The sequence below is a fragment of the Burkholderia sp. SJZ089 genome (assembly GCF_007828315.1).
Taxonomy (GTDB): domain Bacteria; phylum Pseudomonadota; class Gammaproteobacteria; order Burkholderiales; family Burkholderiaceae; genus Burkholderia; species Burkholderia gladioli.
On sequence record NZ_VIUM01000001.1, the window covers coordinates 508808 to 525100 of the forward strand.

The 16293-nt window shown below is 67.6% G+C and carries 13 protein-coding genes; 2 read left to right on the forward strand and 11 right to left on the reverse strand.

Features of this window, described 5'->3' with window-relative positions; genetic code table 11:
- Positions 1-14: 14 nt before the first annotated feature.
- From selB to FB600_RS01960, 7 genes are all read right to left on the reverse strand, one after another.
- Entirely contained in the window at positions 15-1931 is a 1917-nt protein-coding gene (gene selB / locus FB600_RS01930) for a selenocysteine-specific translation elongation factor (RefSeq protein ID WP_105821104.1), read from the reverse strand.
- Positions 1928-3373 carry an L-seryl-tRNA(Sec) selenium transferase gene (gene selA, locus FB600_RS01935; RefSeq protein WP_145756157.1) on the reverse strand — a complete coding sequence of 482 codons (1446 nt, stop codon included), beginning with the start codon at positions 3371-3373 and terminating at the stop codon, positions 1928-1930. Before selA ends, selB begins: the two co-directional genes overlap by 4 nt.
- 13 nt (positions 3374-3386) lie before the next feature.
- A complete protein-coding gene (gene fdhE, locus FB600_RS01940) occupies positions 3387-4322 on the reverse strand; it encodes a formate dehydrogenase accessory protein FdhE (protein WP_036055933.1) in 936 nt (311 codons plus the stop codon).
- Positions 4323-4809: 487 nt separating this feature from the next.
- Complete coding sequence (locus FB600_RS01945) at positions 4810-5454, reverse strand: formate dehydrogenase subunit gamma (protein ID WP_036055932.1); 645 nt, start codon at positions 5452-5454, stop codon at positions 4810-4812.
- Positions 5451-6365, reverse strand: a complete 915-nt coding sequence (gene fdxH, locus FB600_RS01950; protein WP_013690553.1) for a formate dehydrogenase subunit beta — start codon at positions 6363-6365, stop codon at positions 5451-5453. Before fdxH ends, FB600_RS01945 begins: the two co-directional genes overlap by 4 nt.
- A 12-nt stretch (positions 6366-6377) precedes the next feature.
- Entirely contained in the window at positions 6378-9449 is a 3072-nt protein-coding gene (fdnG, locus tag FB600_RS01955) for a formate dehydrogenase-N subunit alpha (RefSeq protein WP_098152674.1), read from the reverse strand.
- A gap of 509 nt (positions 9450-9958) precedes the next feature.
- Entirely contained in the window at positions 9959-10984 is a 1026-nt protein-coding gene (locus FB600_RS01960) for a succinylglutamate desuccinylase/aspartoacylase family protein (protein ID WP_047838358.1), read from the reverse strand.
- A gap of 360 nt (positions 10985-11344) precedes the next feature.
- Here FB600_RS01960 and FB600_RS01965 point away from each other — a divergent pair, with 360 nt between their 5' ends.
- Both FB600_RS01965 and FB600_RS01970 read left to right on the forward strand, forming a co-directional pair.
- Entirely contained in the window at positions 11345-12235 is an 891-nt protein-coding gene (locus tag FB600_RS01965) for a YihY/virulence factor BrkB family protein (protein WP_013690557.1), read from the forward strand.
- 413 nt (positions 12236-12648) lie between these two features.
- The gene (locus FB600_RS01970) at positions 12649-13800 is read left to right on the forward strand and encodes a porin (protein ID WP_096751336.1); all 1152 of its coding nucleotides are present in this window, start codon (positions 12649-12651) and stop codon (positions 13798-13800) included.
- Positions 13801-14121: 321 nt separating this feature from the next.
- Here FB600_RS01970 and FB600_RS01975 read toward each other — a convergent pair whose 3' ends face one another.
- The 4 genes from FB600_RS01975 to FB600_RS37050 all read right to left on the reverse strand — a co-directional run bounded on the left by FB600_RS01975 (position 14122) and on the right by FB600_RS37050 (position 16216).
- On the reverse strand, positions 14122-14565 hold the full coding sequence (locus FB600_RS01975; RefSeq protein WP_013690559.1) for an HU family DNA-binding protein: 444 nt from the start codon (positions 14563-14565) through the stop codon (positions 14122-14124).
- Between the two features lie 65 nt (positions 14566-14630).
- A complete protein-coding gene (locus FB600_RS37045; RefSeq protein WP_164467650.1) occupies positions 14631-14885 on the reverse strand; it encodes a hypothetical protein in 255 nt (84 codons plus the stop codon).
- 105 nt (positions 14886-14990) lie between these two features.
- Positions 14991-15878, reverse strand: coding sequence for a UTP--glucose-1-phosphate uridylyltransferase GalU (galU, locus tag FB600_RS01985; RefSeq protein WP_013690560.1), 888 nt, complete (start codon positions 15876-15878; stop codon positions 14991-14993).
- A 194-nt stretch (positions 15879-16072) separates the two neighbouring features.
- On the reverse strand, positions 16073-16216 hold the full coding sequence (locus FB600_RS37050) for a hypothetical protein (protein WP_164467649.1): 144 nt from the start codon (positions 16214-16216) through the stop codon (positions 16073-16075).
- Between the last annotated feature and the right edge of the window lie 77 nt (positions 16217-16293).

Sequence of the window (16293 nt, forward strand, 5' to 3'; positions counted from 1 at the left end):
AAACGCCGCCGCGCCTAGCCCTGGTGAAGATCCTGCCCGGGGCCGTCGATGCGCAACAGATGGCGGTCGCGATGGAAGCGAGTATACCCAACGCGGTCGAAGAATTCGAGGATCTGGATCGCACGCTTGCGGCCCAGCCCGCTCGCGTCGCGAAACGTCGCCGCGTCGAGCGAGCCGCCATGGCGGGCCGCCACCTCGGCGATCAGCCGCGCCAGCTCGGCCACCACCTCGCGGTGATAGAAAAGATCACGCACCACCTGGTGCAGCTCGCCGCGTCGCGCGAGCTTGCGCAGCAGCGTGCGCACCGCCTCCTCCTGGCTGCCGGTGGCCGTCGCCAGGTCGCGCACCCAGGGCGGATCGTAGCGCCCCGCCGCGATCAGCGGCAGCAGCCGTCGAGCCTGCGCCTCGTCGGCCGGATCGAGGTTCGCCGTGTGCGCGGGCAGGCGTACCCACTGGCCGTCGCGCACCACGCTGCCCTGGTTCGCCATCTCGTCGATCAGCGCGCGCCACAGGGCCTCGTCGGCCAGCGGCAAGGCGATGCGCCGCAGGCGGCCCAGCTCCGGGCCCGGCTCGTCCGGCGAACGCTGGTGGAACTGCGCCAATGCTTCCAGCACACGCGCGCGCAACGCTTCGCGATGGCGCGGCGCGATCGCGCGCGGACCCGCGCCGCCCGGCACCACCGCCGCGCCCGGCGGCAGCGGCAGCGCTTCGGCCGGCAGCCCGGTCAGATGCATCAAGGTAGCCAGCGGCACGCCGAGCGGCGCCTCGTCGAGCAAGGCATCGAGCCGGCCCTGGTCGAGCCATGCGGCGATCGCGTCGAGCCAGGCACGCCGCGCCGCCGAACGACGCTTGTGCGCCGGGCCGAACGGATCGAGCACGCGGCCGCCGCCGACGGTACGCGTCGCCTGCGCGTTACGCACGATGAAGCGATCGCCCGGCATCGCGAACACCGGCTCGTCGAACACCAGTTGCGCGCGTGCCGATTGGCCGGCGGCGATCGTCTCGCCGTCGATCGGCACCACATGCGCCACCTGGTGCTGGGTGCCGAGATGCACGTGCAGCGGCGCCCAGTGCGCGAGCGTGAGGTCGGCATCGGGCAGCAGGCGCAGCTCGACGTCGATGCGCGGCGAGGTGCTGGCCAGCCGCGCGTCGACGATCGCATCGCCCCGCGAGAGCGCTGCCTTGTCGATGCCGGCCAGGTTGAGCGCGCAGCGCTCGCCGGCATGGCCGGTCTCGGCGGGCCGGTTCTGCGCATGCAGGCCGCGCACGCGCACGGTTTCGCCGCCGCGCGCCACGCGCAGGCTGTCGCCCGCCTGCACGCGGCCCGCGAAGGCCGTGCCGGTCACCACCGTGCCCTGCCCGGCCAGCGTAAACACGCGATCGACGGCGAGCCGGAACAGGCCATCGTCGCGTCGCGCCCGCCATTGCGCGGCCAGCTCGCGCAGCGCGGCGCCGAGCGCGGCCACGCCGGGGTCGTCGGCCAGCGTGGCGCGCGTCTCGAAGATCGGTGCGCCGGCCAACGCGGTGGCGCCCAGCCAGGCGCGGATCTCGGCGGACACCTCGGCGATGCGCGCCGCGTCGACGCGATCGCACTTGGTCAGCGCGACGATGCCGTGCCTGACGCCGAGCAGTTCGAGGATCGCGAGGTGTTCGCGGGTTTGCGGCATCACGCCGTCGTCGGCGGCGATCACCAGCAGCGCCACGTCGATCCCGCAGGCGCCGGCCGCCATGGTGTGCACCAGCCGCTCGTGGCCGGGCACGTCGATCATGCCGAGCACCTCGCCATTGTCGAGCGGCGTGTAGGCATAACCGAGCTCGATCGAGATGCCGCGCGCCTTCTCCTCCTTCAGGCGATCGGTATCGACGCCCGTGAGCGCGCGCACCAGGGTGGTCTTGCCATGATCGATATGGCCGGCGGTACCGACGATCACGAGCGCGCGCCCCGCGTCGCGGCCGCCTCGCAGAGCGCGAGCAGCTCGGCCTCGTCGGCGGCTTCCAGGCAGCGCAGGTCGAGCCGCAGCGCATCGTCGGCGATGCGACCCACCACCGGGCGCGCCCAGCCGCGCAGGCGCGTCTCGAGCTGGCCCAGCGCACGACCGCCGCGCTTGCCGGAAGCCACCCGCACTACCAGCCCGTGGCTGGGCAGCACGTCCACCGGCAGCGCGCCGCTGCCGATCTGGCTGAACATCGGCTCGGCGCTGACCGTGTAGGCCTCGCCGATCGCGCGTTGGAAGGCCGGCAATACGCGCTCGGCGGCCGCCGCGATCTCGGCGTGCGCGCGCGTGAGCAGCCGCAACGTGGTCAGCCGCTCGCGCAGGAACTCGGGCGAGCGATAGAGACGCAGCACCGGCTCCAGCGCCGCGAGCGTGAGCTTGCCCACGCGCAGCGCGCGCTTGAGCGGATGCTTCTTGATCTTCGCCACCAGCTCGCGCGAGCCGACGATCAGGCCCGCCTGCGGGCCGCCGAGCAGCTTGTCGCCGCTGAAGGTGACCAGGTCGGCGCCGGCGGCGATGGTCTCGCGCACGGTCGGCTCGCGCGGCAGGCCCCATTGCGCGAGATCGACCAGAGTGCCGCTGCCGAGATCGACGGCCACCGGCACGCCGCGCTCGCGGCCGAGCGGCGCGAGTTCCTCGATCGCGACTTCCTTGGTGAAGCCGCTGATCGCGTAATTGCTGCAATGCACCTTCATCAGCAGCGCGGTGCGCGCGCCGATCGCCTCGGCGTAGTCGCGCGCATGCGTGCGATTGGTGGTGCCGACCTCGCGCAGGCGCGCGCCGGCGCGGCTCATGATGTCGGGAATCCGGAACGCACCGCCGATCTCGACCAGCTCGCCGCGCGAGACCACCACCTCCTTGCGCGCGGCCAGCGCCGACAGGCTCAGCAGCACGGCGGCCGCGTTGTTGTTGACCACGGTGGCCGCCTCGGCGCCGGTCAGCTCGCAGATCAGCCCGTCGATCAGGTCGTCGCGATCGCCGCGCCGGCCGGTTTCCAGGTCGAATTCGAGGTTCATCGGCCGCGTCAATGCGGCCGTCACGGCCTGCACCGCCTCGTCGGGCAGCAACGCGCGGCCGAGGTTGGTGTGCAGCACCGTGCCGGTCAGGTTGAACACCGCCTTCATCTCGCCGGCGTCGGCCGCGGCGAGCCGCGCGGCCACCTCGGCGGCCACGCCTGCCTCGTCCGGCGTCACGGCGCCCGCCGGATCGCGCCGCGCCGCCTCGCGCCAGGCGTCGAGCGCGGCGCGCACGGCCGCCAGCACGCGCGTGCGGCCATGCGAATCGACCAGCGATCGCAGCGGCGCGGACGAGACCAGCCGCTCGACCGAGGGCACGCGCGCCAGCAGGGCGTTCAGTTCATTGAGGCCGGTATCGCTCAAGGACGGGCTCCGTTCACGATGCGTCGGAGGAAGGCAGCTCGGGCCACAGCAAGGGGTTCGGCGAGCTGCGCCGGTAGCCGGCCTCGTTCATCAGCAGGTCGAGCGTGAGGCTGGCCAGGTCGTCGGCGAGCGGCTCGAAGGCGTAATCCTTCTCCTGGTAGCCGATCTTCCGGTAGGTATGGCATTCGTCGCAGGACTCGGCCTTGATCGCCTCGCTGCCGCCCTCGATGCCGTGATAGGCGATGCCCTTGGTCGAATCGCAGTTCGAGCACTTGGTGCGGACCATGTGCCATTCGCTGCTGCACAGCGAGCACTGCAGGAAGCGATAACCCTGCTGCGCGCCGACGCGGATCACGCTGGCCACCGGATGCGAGCCGCACACCGGGCACAGGCCCGGCTGGTCCAGGTAGGGCACCTCGGCGGGCTGCACGCGCGAGGCGAGATCGGTCCACACCACCTGCAGCGCGGCCGCGATGAACGGCGCCGAGGCGGGCTCGACCTCCTCCACCCGCAGCGCGACGATCGCGTCGGCCTGGGCGTCGAGTTGGGCGGGCGTCTTCAGGCGAAGCTGGTCGATCAGCTTGGCCAGCGGCGGCGTGACCAGCCCGGCATGCTCGATGCTGTCGAGCAGGCGCTGCAGCACGTCCTGCCACAGCGGATCGCGCGGACCCGACATGGCCGGCACGATCGGCATCGAATGCATCTGCGCGTGGCGCACGGCCTCGGGCGTGGGCGGGGTGGCCTCGAGCGTGCCGAGCACGGCATGCTGGGCGTCGGCCAGCGTCGCCATCAGGCGCAGGTAGCCGGAAATCGGATTGAGGTCGGCCAGCTTGCGCAGCCGCGCGGCGCGCTCGGCGAACACGCTGGCGCGTTCGGGAAGCCGGAAGCGGGGAATCGCCGAATGATCGAGGGCCGCGATGTCGTTCGGGTCGAGGATGCGTTGTGTCACGTGGGTCACCTAATACTGTCTGGCCGGCGCCGCGATACGGGCGCCGGATGTTTCGCCGCGATCGGCCTTTCGCGGGACGCGGCAGCCGCCGCGGATTCTCATGCCGATCGGGTGGGGTTGCCGGCTCGGGCGCCGGTCGTGTCGGCAGGCGGCAGGCGAAGCACCGCCGTGAAGAATAGCAGCTTCCGGGGACGCTTCGCCAACGCCCGCGCGCGAATCGAATTCGATTAGCGGGCTTGCGCCGCGCAATCGAAACGGATTCGAGCCGAGCCGGGTGGAAATCGAAATCGGCCGGCGCGCCGGGTCGTGGACGGCGGATGCGCGGCGAAACGCGGGCAGGATCGCGCGATGCCCTCGCCCGCCGCCCACGCCCGTTCCGGCCGCTGCGCGCGCCGCGCCGGGGCCGAAACGACGAAGGCGATCCGGTCGCCGAATCGCCTTCGCGCCTGCTTCCGGGGCCAGGCATCGACCCCGGTGTGCCCTTGCCTCAATGCGGCCGTCCCGACTCCTTCACCGCCTGCCGGAACCACTTCGGATGATGCTTGCGCGCCCAGCCGAGCGTGACGGTGCCGCGCACCATCGCGCCGATCGAGCCCTTCACCCACAGCGCCGCGTAGATGTGGACGATGATGCTGGCGATCAGCACGAAGGCGGCCACCGCATGCGCCACCGCCGCGAGGCGGATCACCTCGATCGGGAAGTACAGCGAGAAATACCGCCGCCAGATCACGATGCCCGAGAGCAGCAGCACCAGCAGGCAGGCCACCAGCGTGAAGAACAGCAGCTTCTGGCCGGCGTTGTAGCGGCCGACCGGCGGCAGGTTCTCCTCGCGGTTGTTCAGCACGTCGTCCATCTGCCGCAGCCACTGGCGATCGTCCGCGTCGATCAGGTTGTGGTGCCAGTAGCGCAGCACCATGATCGCGAAGGACACGAACATCACCACGCCGACGAAGGGATGCAGGATCCGCGTCCACTGCCCGCCGCCGAACAGCGCGGTGAGCCAGAACATCGACGGGTGGAACAGCGCGAGCCCCGACAGCGCGAGCAGCACGAACGAGATCGCGGTGATCCAGTGATTCGAGCGCTCGTTCGCCGAGTAGCGCACGATCAGGTTCGGATCTTCATGGCTCATTTCACGTCCTCCTTGATCCGGCGTGCTTCCTCGCGGGCGGCGGTTTCGTCCTCCTCCGTCACCTCGTTCGGACCGATGCGCGTGTAGTGGAAGAACCCGGCCAGCGCGGTCAGCGCGAGGCCGGCCACCGCCAGCGGTTTGGCGATGCCCTTCCACAGCTTCACGAACGGGCTGATCGACGGGTTGTCGGGCAGGCCGTGGTAGAGCGAGGGCTTGTCGGCGTGATGCAGCACGTACATCACGTGGGTGCCGCCCACGCCCTGCGGATCGTACAGCCCCGCATTGGCGAACCCGCGCTCCTTGAGGTCGACCACGCGATCGGCGGCCTGCTGCTTCATGTCCTCCTTGGTGCCGAACATGATCGCGCCGGTCGGGCAGGTCTTCACGCAGGCCGGCTCCTGCCCGACCGCGACGCGGTCCGAGCAGAGCGTGCACTTGTAGGCGCGATGGTCGGTCTTCGAGATCCGCGGGATGTTGAACGGGCAGCCGGTCACGCAATAGCCGCAACCGATGCAGTTCTCCTCGTGGAAATCGACGATGCCGTTGTTGTACTGCACGATCGCGCCCGGCGAGGGACAGGCCTTCAGGCAGCCCGGATCCTCGCAGTGCATGCAGCCGTCCTTGCGGATCAGCCACTCGAGGTCGCCGGCCGGGTTCTCGTATTCGGTGAACCGCATCACCGTCCAGGAATGCTCGGTGAGGTCGGCCGGATTGTCGTAGACGCCGACGTTGGTGCCGATTTCGTCGCGCAGGTCGTTCCACTCCATGCACGCCGTCTGGCACGCCTTGCAGCCGATGCACTTGGACACGTCGATCAGCTTGGCGACGGTTCCGGTGACCGGGTCGCGCGCGGTCGGCGGCGGCGTGGTGGTGGCGGACACCCGTTTGATGTCCAGCGATTGCAATGCCATCTCGGGTTCCCCTTATGCCTTTTCCACTTTCACCAGGAACGACTTGAATTCCGGTGTCTGCGAGTTGCCGTCGCCCACGGACGGAGTCAGGGTATTGGCGAGATAACCGGGCTTGGTGAGCCCCTTGAAACCCCAGTGCAGCGGAATGCCGACCGTCTGCACCTTGCGGCCGTCCACCGTGAGCGGCTTGATCCGCTTGGTCACGAGCGCCACCGCCACGATGTAGCCGCGGTTCGACGAGACCTTGACCATGTCGCCGTGCACCACGCCCACTTCCTTGGCCAGGTCCTCGCTGATCTCCACGAACTGCTGCGGCTGCACGATCGAGTTCAGTCGCGCGTGCTTGGTCCAGTAGTGGAAATGCTCGGTCAGGCGATAGGTGGTGGCCGTGTGCGGGAACTTGTCCGGCGTGCCGAACGCGGCCCGGTCGTCCGGGAACACGCGCGCGGCCGGGTTGTTCAGCGCGCGCGGGTTGCCGGGGTGGAACGGGTTCGCGGCCAGCGGCGTCTCGAACGGCTCGTAGTGCTCGGGGAACGGGCCTTCGTTCATGCCGTCGCGGGCGAAGAAACGCGCCACGCCCTCGGGATTCATGATGAAGGGCCCCATGCCGTTCTCGGGCGGTTCGTCGACCTTGTAGTCGGGCACGTCGTAACCGGCCCAGGCACGGCCGTTCCAGCCGATCAGCTTGCGGGTCGGGTCGAAGGGCTTGCCCGCCGTGTCGCAGGAAGCGCGGTTGTAGAGGATCCGCCGGTTGGCGGGCCAGGCCCAGGCCCAGCCGAGCGTCTGGCCGATGCCGGTCGGGTCGGCATTGTCGCGCCGCGCCATCTGATTGCCGGCCGCCGTCCAGGCGCCGCAGAAGATCCAGCAGCCGCTCGAGGTCGAGCCGTCGTCCTTCAACTGCGCGAAGCCGGCCAGTTGCTCGCCGCGCTTGACCAGCACCTTGGTCGGATCCTTCGGGTCGGTCAGGTCGGCCAGCGCGCGTCCGTTGAACTCCATCGCGAGTTCCTCGGGCGTCGGGCTTTCCGGGTTCGCGTACGGCCAGGTCAGGTTGACGATCGGATCGGGATACTTGCCGCCGTCCTTCTTGTAGGCCTCGCGCATGCGCAGGAACAGCCCCGACATGATCTCCAGGTCGCTGCGCGCCTCGCCCGGCGCGTCCGCGCCCTTCCAGTGCCACTGCAGCACGCGCCCGGAATTCACCAGCGAGCCGCGTTCCTCGGCGAAGCAGGTGGTCGGCAGGCGGAACACCTCGGTCTTGACGGCCGCGGGGTCGACCACGTTGTAGTCGTCGTGCGGCTTCCAGAACTCGGAGGTCTCGGTGGCCAGCGGATCCATGACCACCAGCCACTTCAGCTTGGCCAGCGCGGCCGCGGTCTTGGCCTTGGACGGCGCCGCCGCCAGCGGGTTGAAGCCCTGGCAGATATAGCCGTTCATCTTGCCCTGGGCCATCAGCTCGATGGTCTGCAGCAGGTCGTAGGGCTTGTCGAGCTTGGGCAGGTAGTCGTAGCCGAAGTTGTTCTCGGCGGTGGCCGAATCGCCCCACCAGGACTTCATGAAGCTGACGAAGAAGGCGCGGTAGTTCTTCCAGTAGCTGAGCTGGTTCGGCCGCAGCGGCTGGCTGGCGCGCTTCTTGATGTAGCCCTCGTAGTCCTGCTCGGCCTGCGACGGCAGCGTCATGTAGCCCGGCAGCAGGTTCGACATCAGGCCCAGGTCGGTCAGCCCCTGGATGTTCGAGTGGCCGCGCAGCGCGTTCATGCCGCCGCCGGCGATGCCGATGTTGCCGAGCAGCAGCTGCACCATCGCGCCGGTGCGGATCATCTGCGCGCCCACCGAGTGGTGCGTCCAGCCCAGCGCGTAGAGGATCGTGCCGGCGCGCCCGGGCACCGCCGTGGTGGCGAGCATCTCGCACACCTTGAGGAACTTGTCCTTGGGCGTGCCGCAGATGCGCTCCACCATCTCGGGCGTGTAGCGCGAGTAGTGCTGCTTCATCAGCTGGTAGACGCAGCGCGGATGCGCGAGCGTCGCGTCGACCTTCACGAAGCCGTCGTCGCCGCGTTCGTAGTCCCAGGTCGACTTGTCCGGATAGGCGTGCTTGTCGGGGTTGTAGCCCGAGAAGATGCCGTCGTTGAAGGCGTAATCCTCACGGACGATGAAGGGGAAATCCGTGTAGTTCTTGACGTACTCGTGCTGGATCTTGTCGTTCGTCAGCAGGTAGTTGATCACCCCGCCGAGGAAGGCGATGTCCGTGCCGGTACGAATCGGCGCGTAATAATCCGCCACCGATGCCGTGCGTGTGAAGCGCGGGTCCACCACCACCAGTCGCGCCTTGCGGTGCGCCTTGGCTTCCGTGACCCACTTGAATCCGCAGGGATGTGCCTCTGCGGCATTGCCACCCATCACCAGGATGACGTCTGCGTTCTTGATGTCGACCCAATGGTTCGTCATCGCGCCGCGGCCAAACGTCGGGGCAAGACCTGCCACCGTCGGGCCGTGTCAGACACGTGCCTGGTTGTCGAACGCGAGCATCCCCAGACTGCGAATCGTCTTGTGGGTCAGGTAACCCACCTCGTTGCTGCCGGCCGAGGCGGCCAGCATGCCGGTGGTCAGCCAGCGGTTGACCTTCTGGCCGTCCGGCGTGGTCTCGACGAAGTTCGCGTCGCGGTCTTCCTTCATCAGCTTCGCGATGCGGTCGAGCGCCGCTTCCCAGGAGATCGGCTCCCACTTGTCGGAGCCGGGCGCGCGGTATTCGGGCTGCGTGAGCCGGCTCGGGCTGTGGATGAAGTCGATCAGGCTCGCGCCCTTCGGGCACAGCGTGCCGCGATTGACCGGGTGGTCGGGGTCGCCTTCGATGTGGATGATGCTCGACTTGGCGTTTTTCGCGCCGTCACCGAGGGAATACATGAGGATCCCGCAGCCCACCGAGCAATACGGGCAGGTGTTGCGGGTTTCGACAGTACGCGCCAGCTTGTATTGGCGGACCTCCGCAAGCGCTTCGGCGGGCGAGAATCCCAACAGGGCGAGACTCGATCCGGCGAGCGTGGAGGCCGTCACCTTCATGAACTGGCGCCGGGACATGTGGAGCATGATGGTCTCGGCTGTGATGTACGGGGAACGATCTTTTTTGTGACGACATTGTCGCGCGACGATTTTACGCTGATTAATCCGCCCCCGGATATCGGACAAATCAACGTTGCGCATTTTGTTTATAGGAAATGAAATTGCCGATGGATAGTGGGGCGGGTCCGGATTTTCACGTCGCGGGGGGACTTCCGGCGCGGAACTGCGCGATGAGAACCCTCAGCCGGCAAGGGATTTCATCGCTCTCGCAAAATCTCGTTGTATTTTTAAATATACAGCGATTCGATATCCGATCCTTCGATCGCGCCGCTCGGGTCGATTCGAAATCTCCGGGCAAGAAAATCATCGGAATGCGAATTGTTCGCATAAAGAATCGAGCTCTCGCTATATCCAAATAAACATATCGATTCGCGCCGGGCGATTCCGTAAATCGATTGGAACGCGAGCAAGCAAGAGCGGCGGGCGCACGTCCAACCGTGCGCCCGCCGAGGGGAGAAATCAGGAAGAAAAGCCGCTCAGCTCGCGTCGCGCGGTTCGGCGAGCTGGAACAGGCAGTCGCCGCGGCGCACCTGCGCGGGCACGCGGCGGCAGACCACCTCGCCGGCGGCCTCGAAGCAATGGACCACCGGCTCGCGCAGCGGCGTGTCGGGGAAGTGGATGCGCGCGGCCGGCTGGCCCTCGCGCACGACATCGCCCAGCTCGACCAGCGGCTCGAACACGCCGTGCTCGTAGGCATAGACGAAGTGCCGGGGCCCGCTGGTGCGCATGAAGCGCGTCACCGCCGGCGGGCCGTCCGGCACCAGCGGCCCGCGCAGCACGCCGAGGAAGCCGAGGAAGTTCAAGAGGCCCTGCCAGCCCTGGCGCAGCAGCGCCGCGTCGGTCATGCCGGCACCGCCCAGCTCGGTCAGGATCGAGATCGCGCCCTGGCGCCGCGCCGCCGACGAGGCATAGCTGGGATTCGGCGCGTTGAGGTAGGCGCGCGGCAGGCCGAAGGCGCTCAGCAGGGCCTTCACGTGCCGCTCCTCCTCGGCGTCGCGCGGCTCCAGCGCGATCAGGTTGCCGCCGTGATAGATCAGCGAACTGCCGCCCGAATGCAGGTCGACCAGGTAATCGGCGCGCGCCAGCAAGGCGTGCTCGATGTAGTCGGCGATGATCTGGGTGGGCGTACCGGCCGGGTCGCCGGGGAAGCTGCGGTTGAGGTTGCCGTCGTCGAGCGGCGAGGTGCGCAGCCCCGCCTCCGCCGCCGGGAAATTCGCCATCGGCAGCACGATCACCTGCCCGCGCACCTGCTCGGCCGGCAGTTCGCGGATCAAGCGCGAACTGAGCACCTGGCCTTCGTATTCGTCGCCGTGATTGCCCGACATCACCAGCACCACCGGCCCCTCGCCGTTGCGGATCGAGGCGATCGGCACCGGCAGCCAGCCATAGGCGGAGCGGTGCACCGAATGCGGCAGGCGCAGGTAGCCCGCATGCTTGCCTTCGGCGTCGAGGTCGATTTCACACTGGATCGGGTTCGGTCGTCGGGGGGATACGTCGGTCATGATCGGGTGGAGAAGCTCGGAAACGATAGTCGCAGCTTACCGGCATTCGCGCCGCTCCGGGGTGCGAGCCGCCCCCGCTCGGGACCGTGCGAGGCCGCCGGCGCGGGCACGGCGCTTGCGGCGGCCCGGGCAAGCTTGCAGCCGGCCTCGCGCCCGCCTTGCGAATCGATGGCGGGATCGGCCTCGCGTGGTGCCCGGCTCGCGCCGGACTCGCGCCCGCCCGCCCAGGCCGGCAACGTCGCCCGACGCTGCCGCCGTCGCCCCCTCGCCCGGACGATCGACTAAACTTTTCGGGACAGAATGCGTCCGACCGCCAAACCATCAACAGAATGCGCGCTCGCCGCGCCCGCGCTCGACACCATGAAGCCCTTGCTCTCGCAACCACCCGAAAAGCTCGTCAAGACCAATGTCAACTGGGCGCTCGACGCGTTCCGGCGCTTCTCCGCCGACCACTGCACCACCATGGCGGCCAGCATCGCCTTCTACTCGGCCTTCTCGCTCGCGCCGATGCTGGTGATGGTGATCGCCGTGGCCGGCTGGTTCTTCGGCGCCGATGCCGCGCGCGGCGAGGTGTTCAACCAGGTCCACAGCCTGATCGGCAACGACGCCGCGGCCGGCGTGCAGACCATCGTCGAGAACGCGCACCGCCGCGACAGCAACGGCGGCGCCGCGGCAGCGATTTCCTTCGTGATGCTGGCGATCGGCGCCTCGGCCACCTTCTCCTCGCTGAACACCGCGCTCGGCATGGTCTGGCCGAGCCAGGAAAAGCGCTGGTCCTCGGTGTTCGGCCTGGTGCGGGTACGGCTGATCTCGTTCGGGCTGGTGCTCGGCGTGGCCTTCCTGCTGATCGTGTCCCTGCTGCTCGACACCGCGATCACCTTCATCGGCCGCTGGCTGTGGGGCGCCACGCCCTTCGTGCTGGTCGGCAACCTGCTGCAATTCACCGCCGGCATCGCGATCCTCGCCTGCGCCTTCGCGGCCCTGCTGAAGTTCCTGCCCGATGCGCACGTCACGCGCCGCGACGCGCTGACCGGCGGCATCGTCTCGGCCGTGCTGTTCTCGGCCGGCAAGAAGCTGTTCGCGCTGTACCTCGCGCACGCGGGCACCGCCAGTGCATTCGGCGCGGCCGGCTCGCTGGCGGTGCTGCTGATGTGGTTGTACTTCTCGGCGGCCGTGCTGCTGCTCGGCGCGGAATTCGCCGCCGCGCGCGGCGACGCGCGACGCGCACGCACGGACGCCGCGCACGAATAGGCAGAATCCCTAAGTCTCCCGGGCCGTGTCGCCACGCGGCCCGCTCCCGCCGCGTAATCGATTCCAATTCCCGCCCAAGACTGGCGCGCCGCTGACATTCCCGCCAGCCTGGCCAATCGGACAGATGAAAAGACGCACGCGCAAACGTTCAACCACCTCGATTCCTGCATCGAAACCCCTGTATTCCTGGCAGGACCCAGCGTGGCCCTCATTTCCCACAACAATCAAGACAGAGCACTCAAAATTTATTTCCGCCCTGGAAATAATTTCATAGGCCATTGATCCAAAAGGAATTTTTGTCGTTGTGACGTTTTGGAGACACTTTATTTTTTTGGGTTTCTTGCAAGATACGCACTGCGCTATTCTCCAATCCGCAACAAATAACGAATCACTTTGCGTGGAGAACACTACCTATGAAAAAACTCGCTCTGTCTACCCTCTCGCTGGCTCTCCTCGGTGCCGCAGGCGCAGCGCACGCTCAATCGAGCGTCACGCTGTACGGCGTGATCGACACGGCGATCACCTACGTGCACGGCAACAACGGCACGGGTAACAACGCCTGGCAGATGAACAGCGGCAACCTGCAAGGCAGCCGTTGGGGCCTGAAGGGCGCGGAAGATCTGGGCGGTGGCCTGAAGGCGATCTTCCAATTGGAAAACGGCTTCAACTCGAATAACGGCACGCTGGGCCAAGGTGGCCGCATGTTCGGTCGCCAGGCCTACGTCGGCCTGCAAAGCGACAAGTACGGCACGCTGACGCTGGGCCGCCAATACGACCCGCTGGTCGACATGGTCCAGGCCGTCACGGCCGACAACTACTTCGGCAGCGTGTTCGCCACGCCGGGCGACGTCGACAACAACGACAACAGCCTGCGCGTCAACAACGCCATCAAGTACACCTCGCCGGTGTTCGCGGGCCTGCAGTTCGAAGGCTTCTACGCACTGGGCGGCGTTGCCGGCTCGAACGGCTCGGGCCAGACCTGGTCGGCCGCACTGGCCTACAACAACGGCCCGATCGGCATTGCAGGCGGCTACTTCTACGCCTCGAACCTGTACGGCGCCGCGCGCGGCACGAACTGGGGCGGCACCTCGGACGCGATCTTCGACGGCCCGATCAACAGCGGCTACACCAACGCGAAGTCGATCGGCATCGGCCAGGTTGCCGGCCAGTACACGTTCGGCCCGTTCACGGCCGGCCTGGGCTACAGCAACGCGCAATACAAGCGTGACGCGTTCTCGTCGTTCGGCCAGACCGAGAAGTTCAACACCGGTCGTGCCTTCGCCACGTACCAGGCTACCCCGGCCCTGCTGCTCGGCCTCGGCTACTCGTACACCAAGGCGAGCGGCGACACGGACGCCAAGTACCACCAGGCTTCGCTGGGCGCGGACTACTCGCTGTCCAAGCGTACCGACGTCTACCTGGTCGGCGCGTACCAGCACGCGAGCGGCACGCAACGCCTCGCCGACGGCTCGACGCAAGCCGCCCAGGCTTCGATCGGTTCGTACGGCATCGCCGGCACGAGCTCGCAGGAACTGGTCGCGCTGGGTCTGCGCCACAAGTTCTAAGCGAAGCTGTCGCCACGGCGATCGACGGTGCCTGCGGGCGCCGCTCGATGCCGAGCGATCGAACCAGCCCGAGGCTTCGCGCCGACGGCTGGTTTTTTTTTGTCCCGCCGTTCCGGCACGGGGCTGTCTGCCCTGGCGGCGGCGAGCGCCGGGCGCCCCGTCTGATCGATCGCCACCGGCACGCTTCGCGCGGCCCGAGCCACTTTTCCCGCGACCTCCACGCCGCGCGCGGATAAAAAAATCCCCGCGCGCTCTTCGCACGCGGGGATCTTTTTGGGCTGCCTCGACGTTCCGGAACGACCCGGGCGTCCTGCAATTCCCTTATGCTGCTGCGTCCTTCAGCTTCTTCAGTGCACGTGCCTTGACGCGCACGCTCGCCGGCTTGGCCGGGAACCAGCGCTCTTCGCCCGTGAACGGATCCTTGCCGAAGCGCTTCTTCTTCGCTGCCACGGCTTGCGCCGAGATCTTCAGCAGACCCGGCAGCGTGAACTCGCCCGCACCCTTCTTGTGGATCGAACCGAGGATCACGTTTTCCAGCGTCGCGAGCACGGCCTTGACCGTCTTCAGCTCGACTTCAGCGCGCTCGGCGATGTGCGTCGCCAGCGATGCCTTGGTGAAGCTGTCCTTGATCGGCGTCGGAGCGGCCGGCACCTTCGCGGCAGCCTTCTTGGCCACTACTTTCTTCGCGGGCGCTGCAGGTTTGGCAGCCACTTTCTTGGCCGGTGCGGCAGCCTTCTTGGCCACCTTTTTTGCGGAAGTCGCCATGTTTCTCCTACCAGGTGTGGTCGTTGGATTCGAAGCACACGACGTGCATGCTTCAAGGCCGGATTCTACAAGCGGCGCGACGCTTCGTGCAGCACTTTTATGCGGAATCCGCGGGTTTTCGGCAGGTTTTGTTGCTCGCCGCTGACTCGCGAGCCCGATGACGGCCCGATCGGCTCGCGAAACCGGAGCGGCGCGGCTCGAATTATGTGCGACGCGCTGCGCCGCGCCGGACCTTCGGCGATGCGAAACATCGCCGCACGACGCGTCGAAAACCCCTTGTTTACCGGCGGCAAACGCCATTCGAGCGGCAACGCAACCATCGACGCGCCAACTGGACAACGGCCCGTGCCAACAAAAAAGCCCCGGCGCGATGCCGGGGCGAACGGAACAACCACCACATGGACGATCGGTGAAGCGGCCCTCGCTCAGGCCACCTGCTGGAGCACCGGCAGGCAGGAGCGCAGATAGGCCTCGAATTCGCGGCGCACCTCGGGATGCTCGAGCGCGAGCTCGACGGTGGCCTTCAGGTAGCCGATCTTGCTGCCGCAATCGAAGCGGGTGCCGAAGTAGCGATAGGCCAGCACCTGCTCCTCGGTCAGCAGCGACTGCACCGCGTCGGTCAGCTGCAGTTCGCCGCCGGCGCCCGGCTTGATGCGGCGCAGGTGATCGAAGATGCTCGGCATGAACACGTAGCGGCCCACCACGCCGAGATTGGACGGCGCGCTCTCGGGCGCCGGCTTCTCGACGATGCCCGACAGCTTGATCACGTCCTCCTCCCATTCGCGGCCCTCGACCACGCCATAGGAGCGGCTGTCCTCGCGCGCGATGGTTTCGACGCCGATCACCGAGCTGTGATAGTGGTTGAACACATCCACCAGCTGGCGCAGCACCGGCTGCTCGCCGTGCAGCAGATCGTCGGCGAGGATCACCGCGAACGGCTCGCCGTGCACCAGCTTCTCGGCGCACAGCACCGCGTGGCCCAGGCCCAGCGCCTCGGGCTGGCGCACGTAGTAGCAGTCGACGTTGGAAGGCTTGATGCCGCGCACCAGTTCGAGCAGCTTGTCCTTGCCGCGTGCCTCGAGCTCGGCCTCGATCTCGTAGGACTTGTCGAAGTGATCCTCGATGGCGCGCTTGCTGCGCCCCGTCACGAAGATCATCTCGGTGATGCCGGCCTTGATGGCCTCCTCGACCGCGTACTGGATCAGCGGCTTGTCGACGACAGGCAGCATCTCCTTCGGGCTGGCCTTGGTGGCCGGCAGGAACCGCGTGCCGAGCCCGGCGACGGGGAACACGGCCTTCTTGACTTTGAGCATGGTGATGAAATCCCGGAGAAAGTGACGGCCGCGCAACGCGCGGCCCGATGAAACGGCATGGCCGGTCACGCCTGGGCGTGCCGGAGCGGCCGGCGGCGCGATGCAGCGCGCCGCCCCGCTTGCGCGGCGCTAGGAGCGGGCCGCGCGGGGCCGGACCAGGCCGGCCGCGAGCGAGGCGCCGCGCGCGCGGCCGGTCATTCGAACTCCTCCGTCATTACCGCGTCGCCACGCTCGAATCCGAAACGGCTGATCGGTTCGTTCTTCAAGGCGTCGCGATAGGCCGACAACACGACCATGACCAGCAGTACCGCGCCGCTTGCGATCCAGTTGATATCCATCTTGAAATCCCTCATCTGTTTCGACCCGAACCCAAACTATCAGAAAAAAATCGGCAAATAATTGGGCGGATTTCGCC

Coding starts and splice junctions, on each gene's coding strand:
- FB600_RS01945 (WP_036055932.1), bottom strand. CDS start 5,454: ATGAGCCATGAAGATCCGAACCTGATCGTGCGCTACTCGGCGAACGAG.
- FB600_RS37050 (WP_164467649.1), bottom strand. CDS start 16,216: ATGGATATCAACTGGATCGCAAGCGGCGCGGTACTGCTGGTCATGGTC.
- FB600_RS37045 (WP_164467650.1), bottom strand. CDS start 14,885: ATGGTTGCGTTGCCGCTCGAATGGCGTTTGCCGCCGGTAAACAAGGGG.
- FB600_RS01975 (WP_013690559.1), bottom strand. CDS start 14,565: ATGGCGACTTCCGCAAAAAAGGTGGCCAAGAAGGCTGCCGCACCGGCC.
- FB600_RS01965 (WP_013690557.1), top strand. CDS start 11,345: ATGAAGCCCTTGCTCTCGCAACCACCCGAAAAGCTCGTCAAGACCAAT.
- galU (WP_013690560.1), bottom strand. CDS start 15,878: ATGCTCAAAGTCAAGAAGGCCGTGTTCCCCGTCGCCGGGCTCGGCACG.
- fdxH (WP_013690553.1), bottom strand. CDS start 6,365: ATGGCATTGCAATCGCTGGACATCAAACGGGTGTCCGCCACCACCACG.
- FB600_RS01970 (WP_096751336.1), top strand. CDS start 12,649: ATGAAAAAACTCGCTCTGTCTACCCTCTCGCTGGCTCTCCTCGGTGCC.
- FB600_RS01960 (WP_047838358.1), bottom strand. CDS start 10,984: ATGACCGACGTATCCCCCCGACGACCGAACCCGATCCAGTGTGAAATC.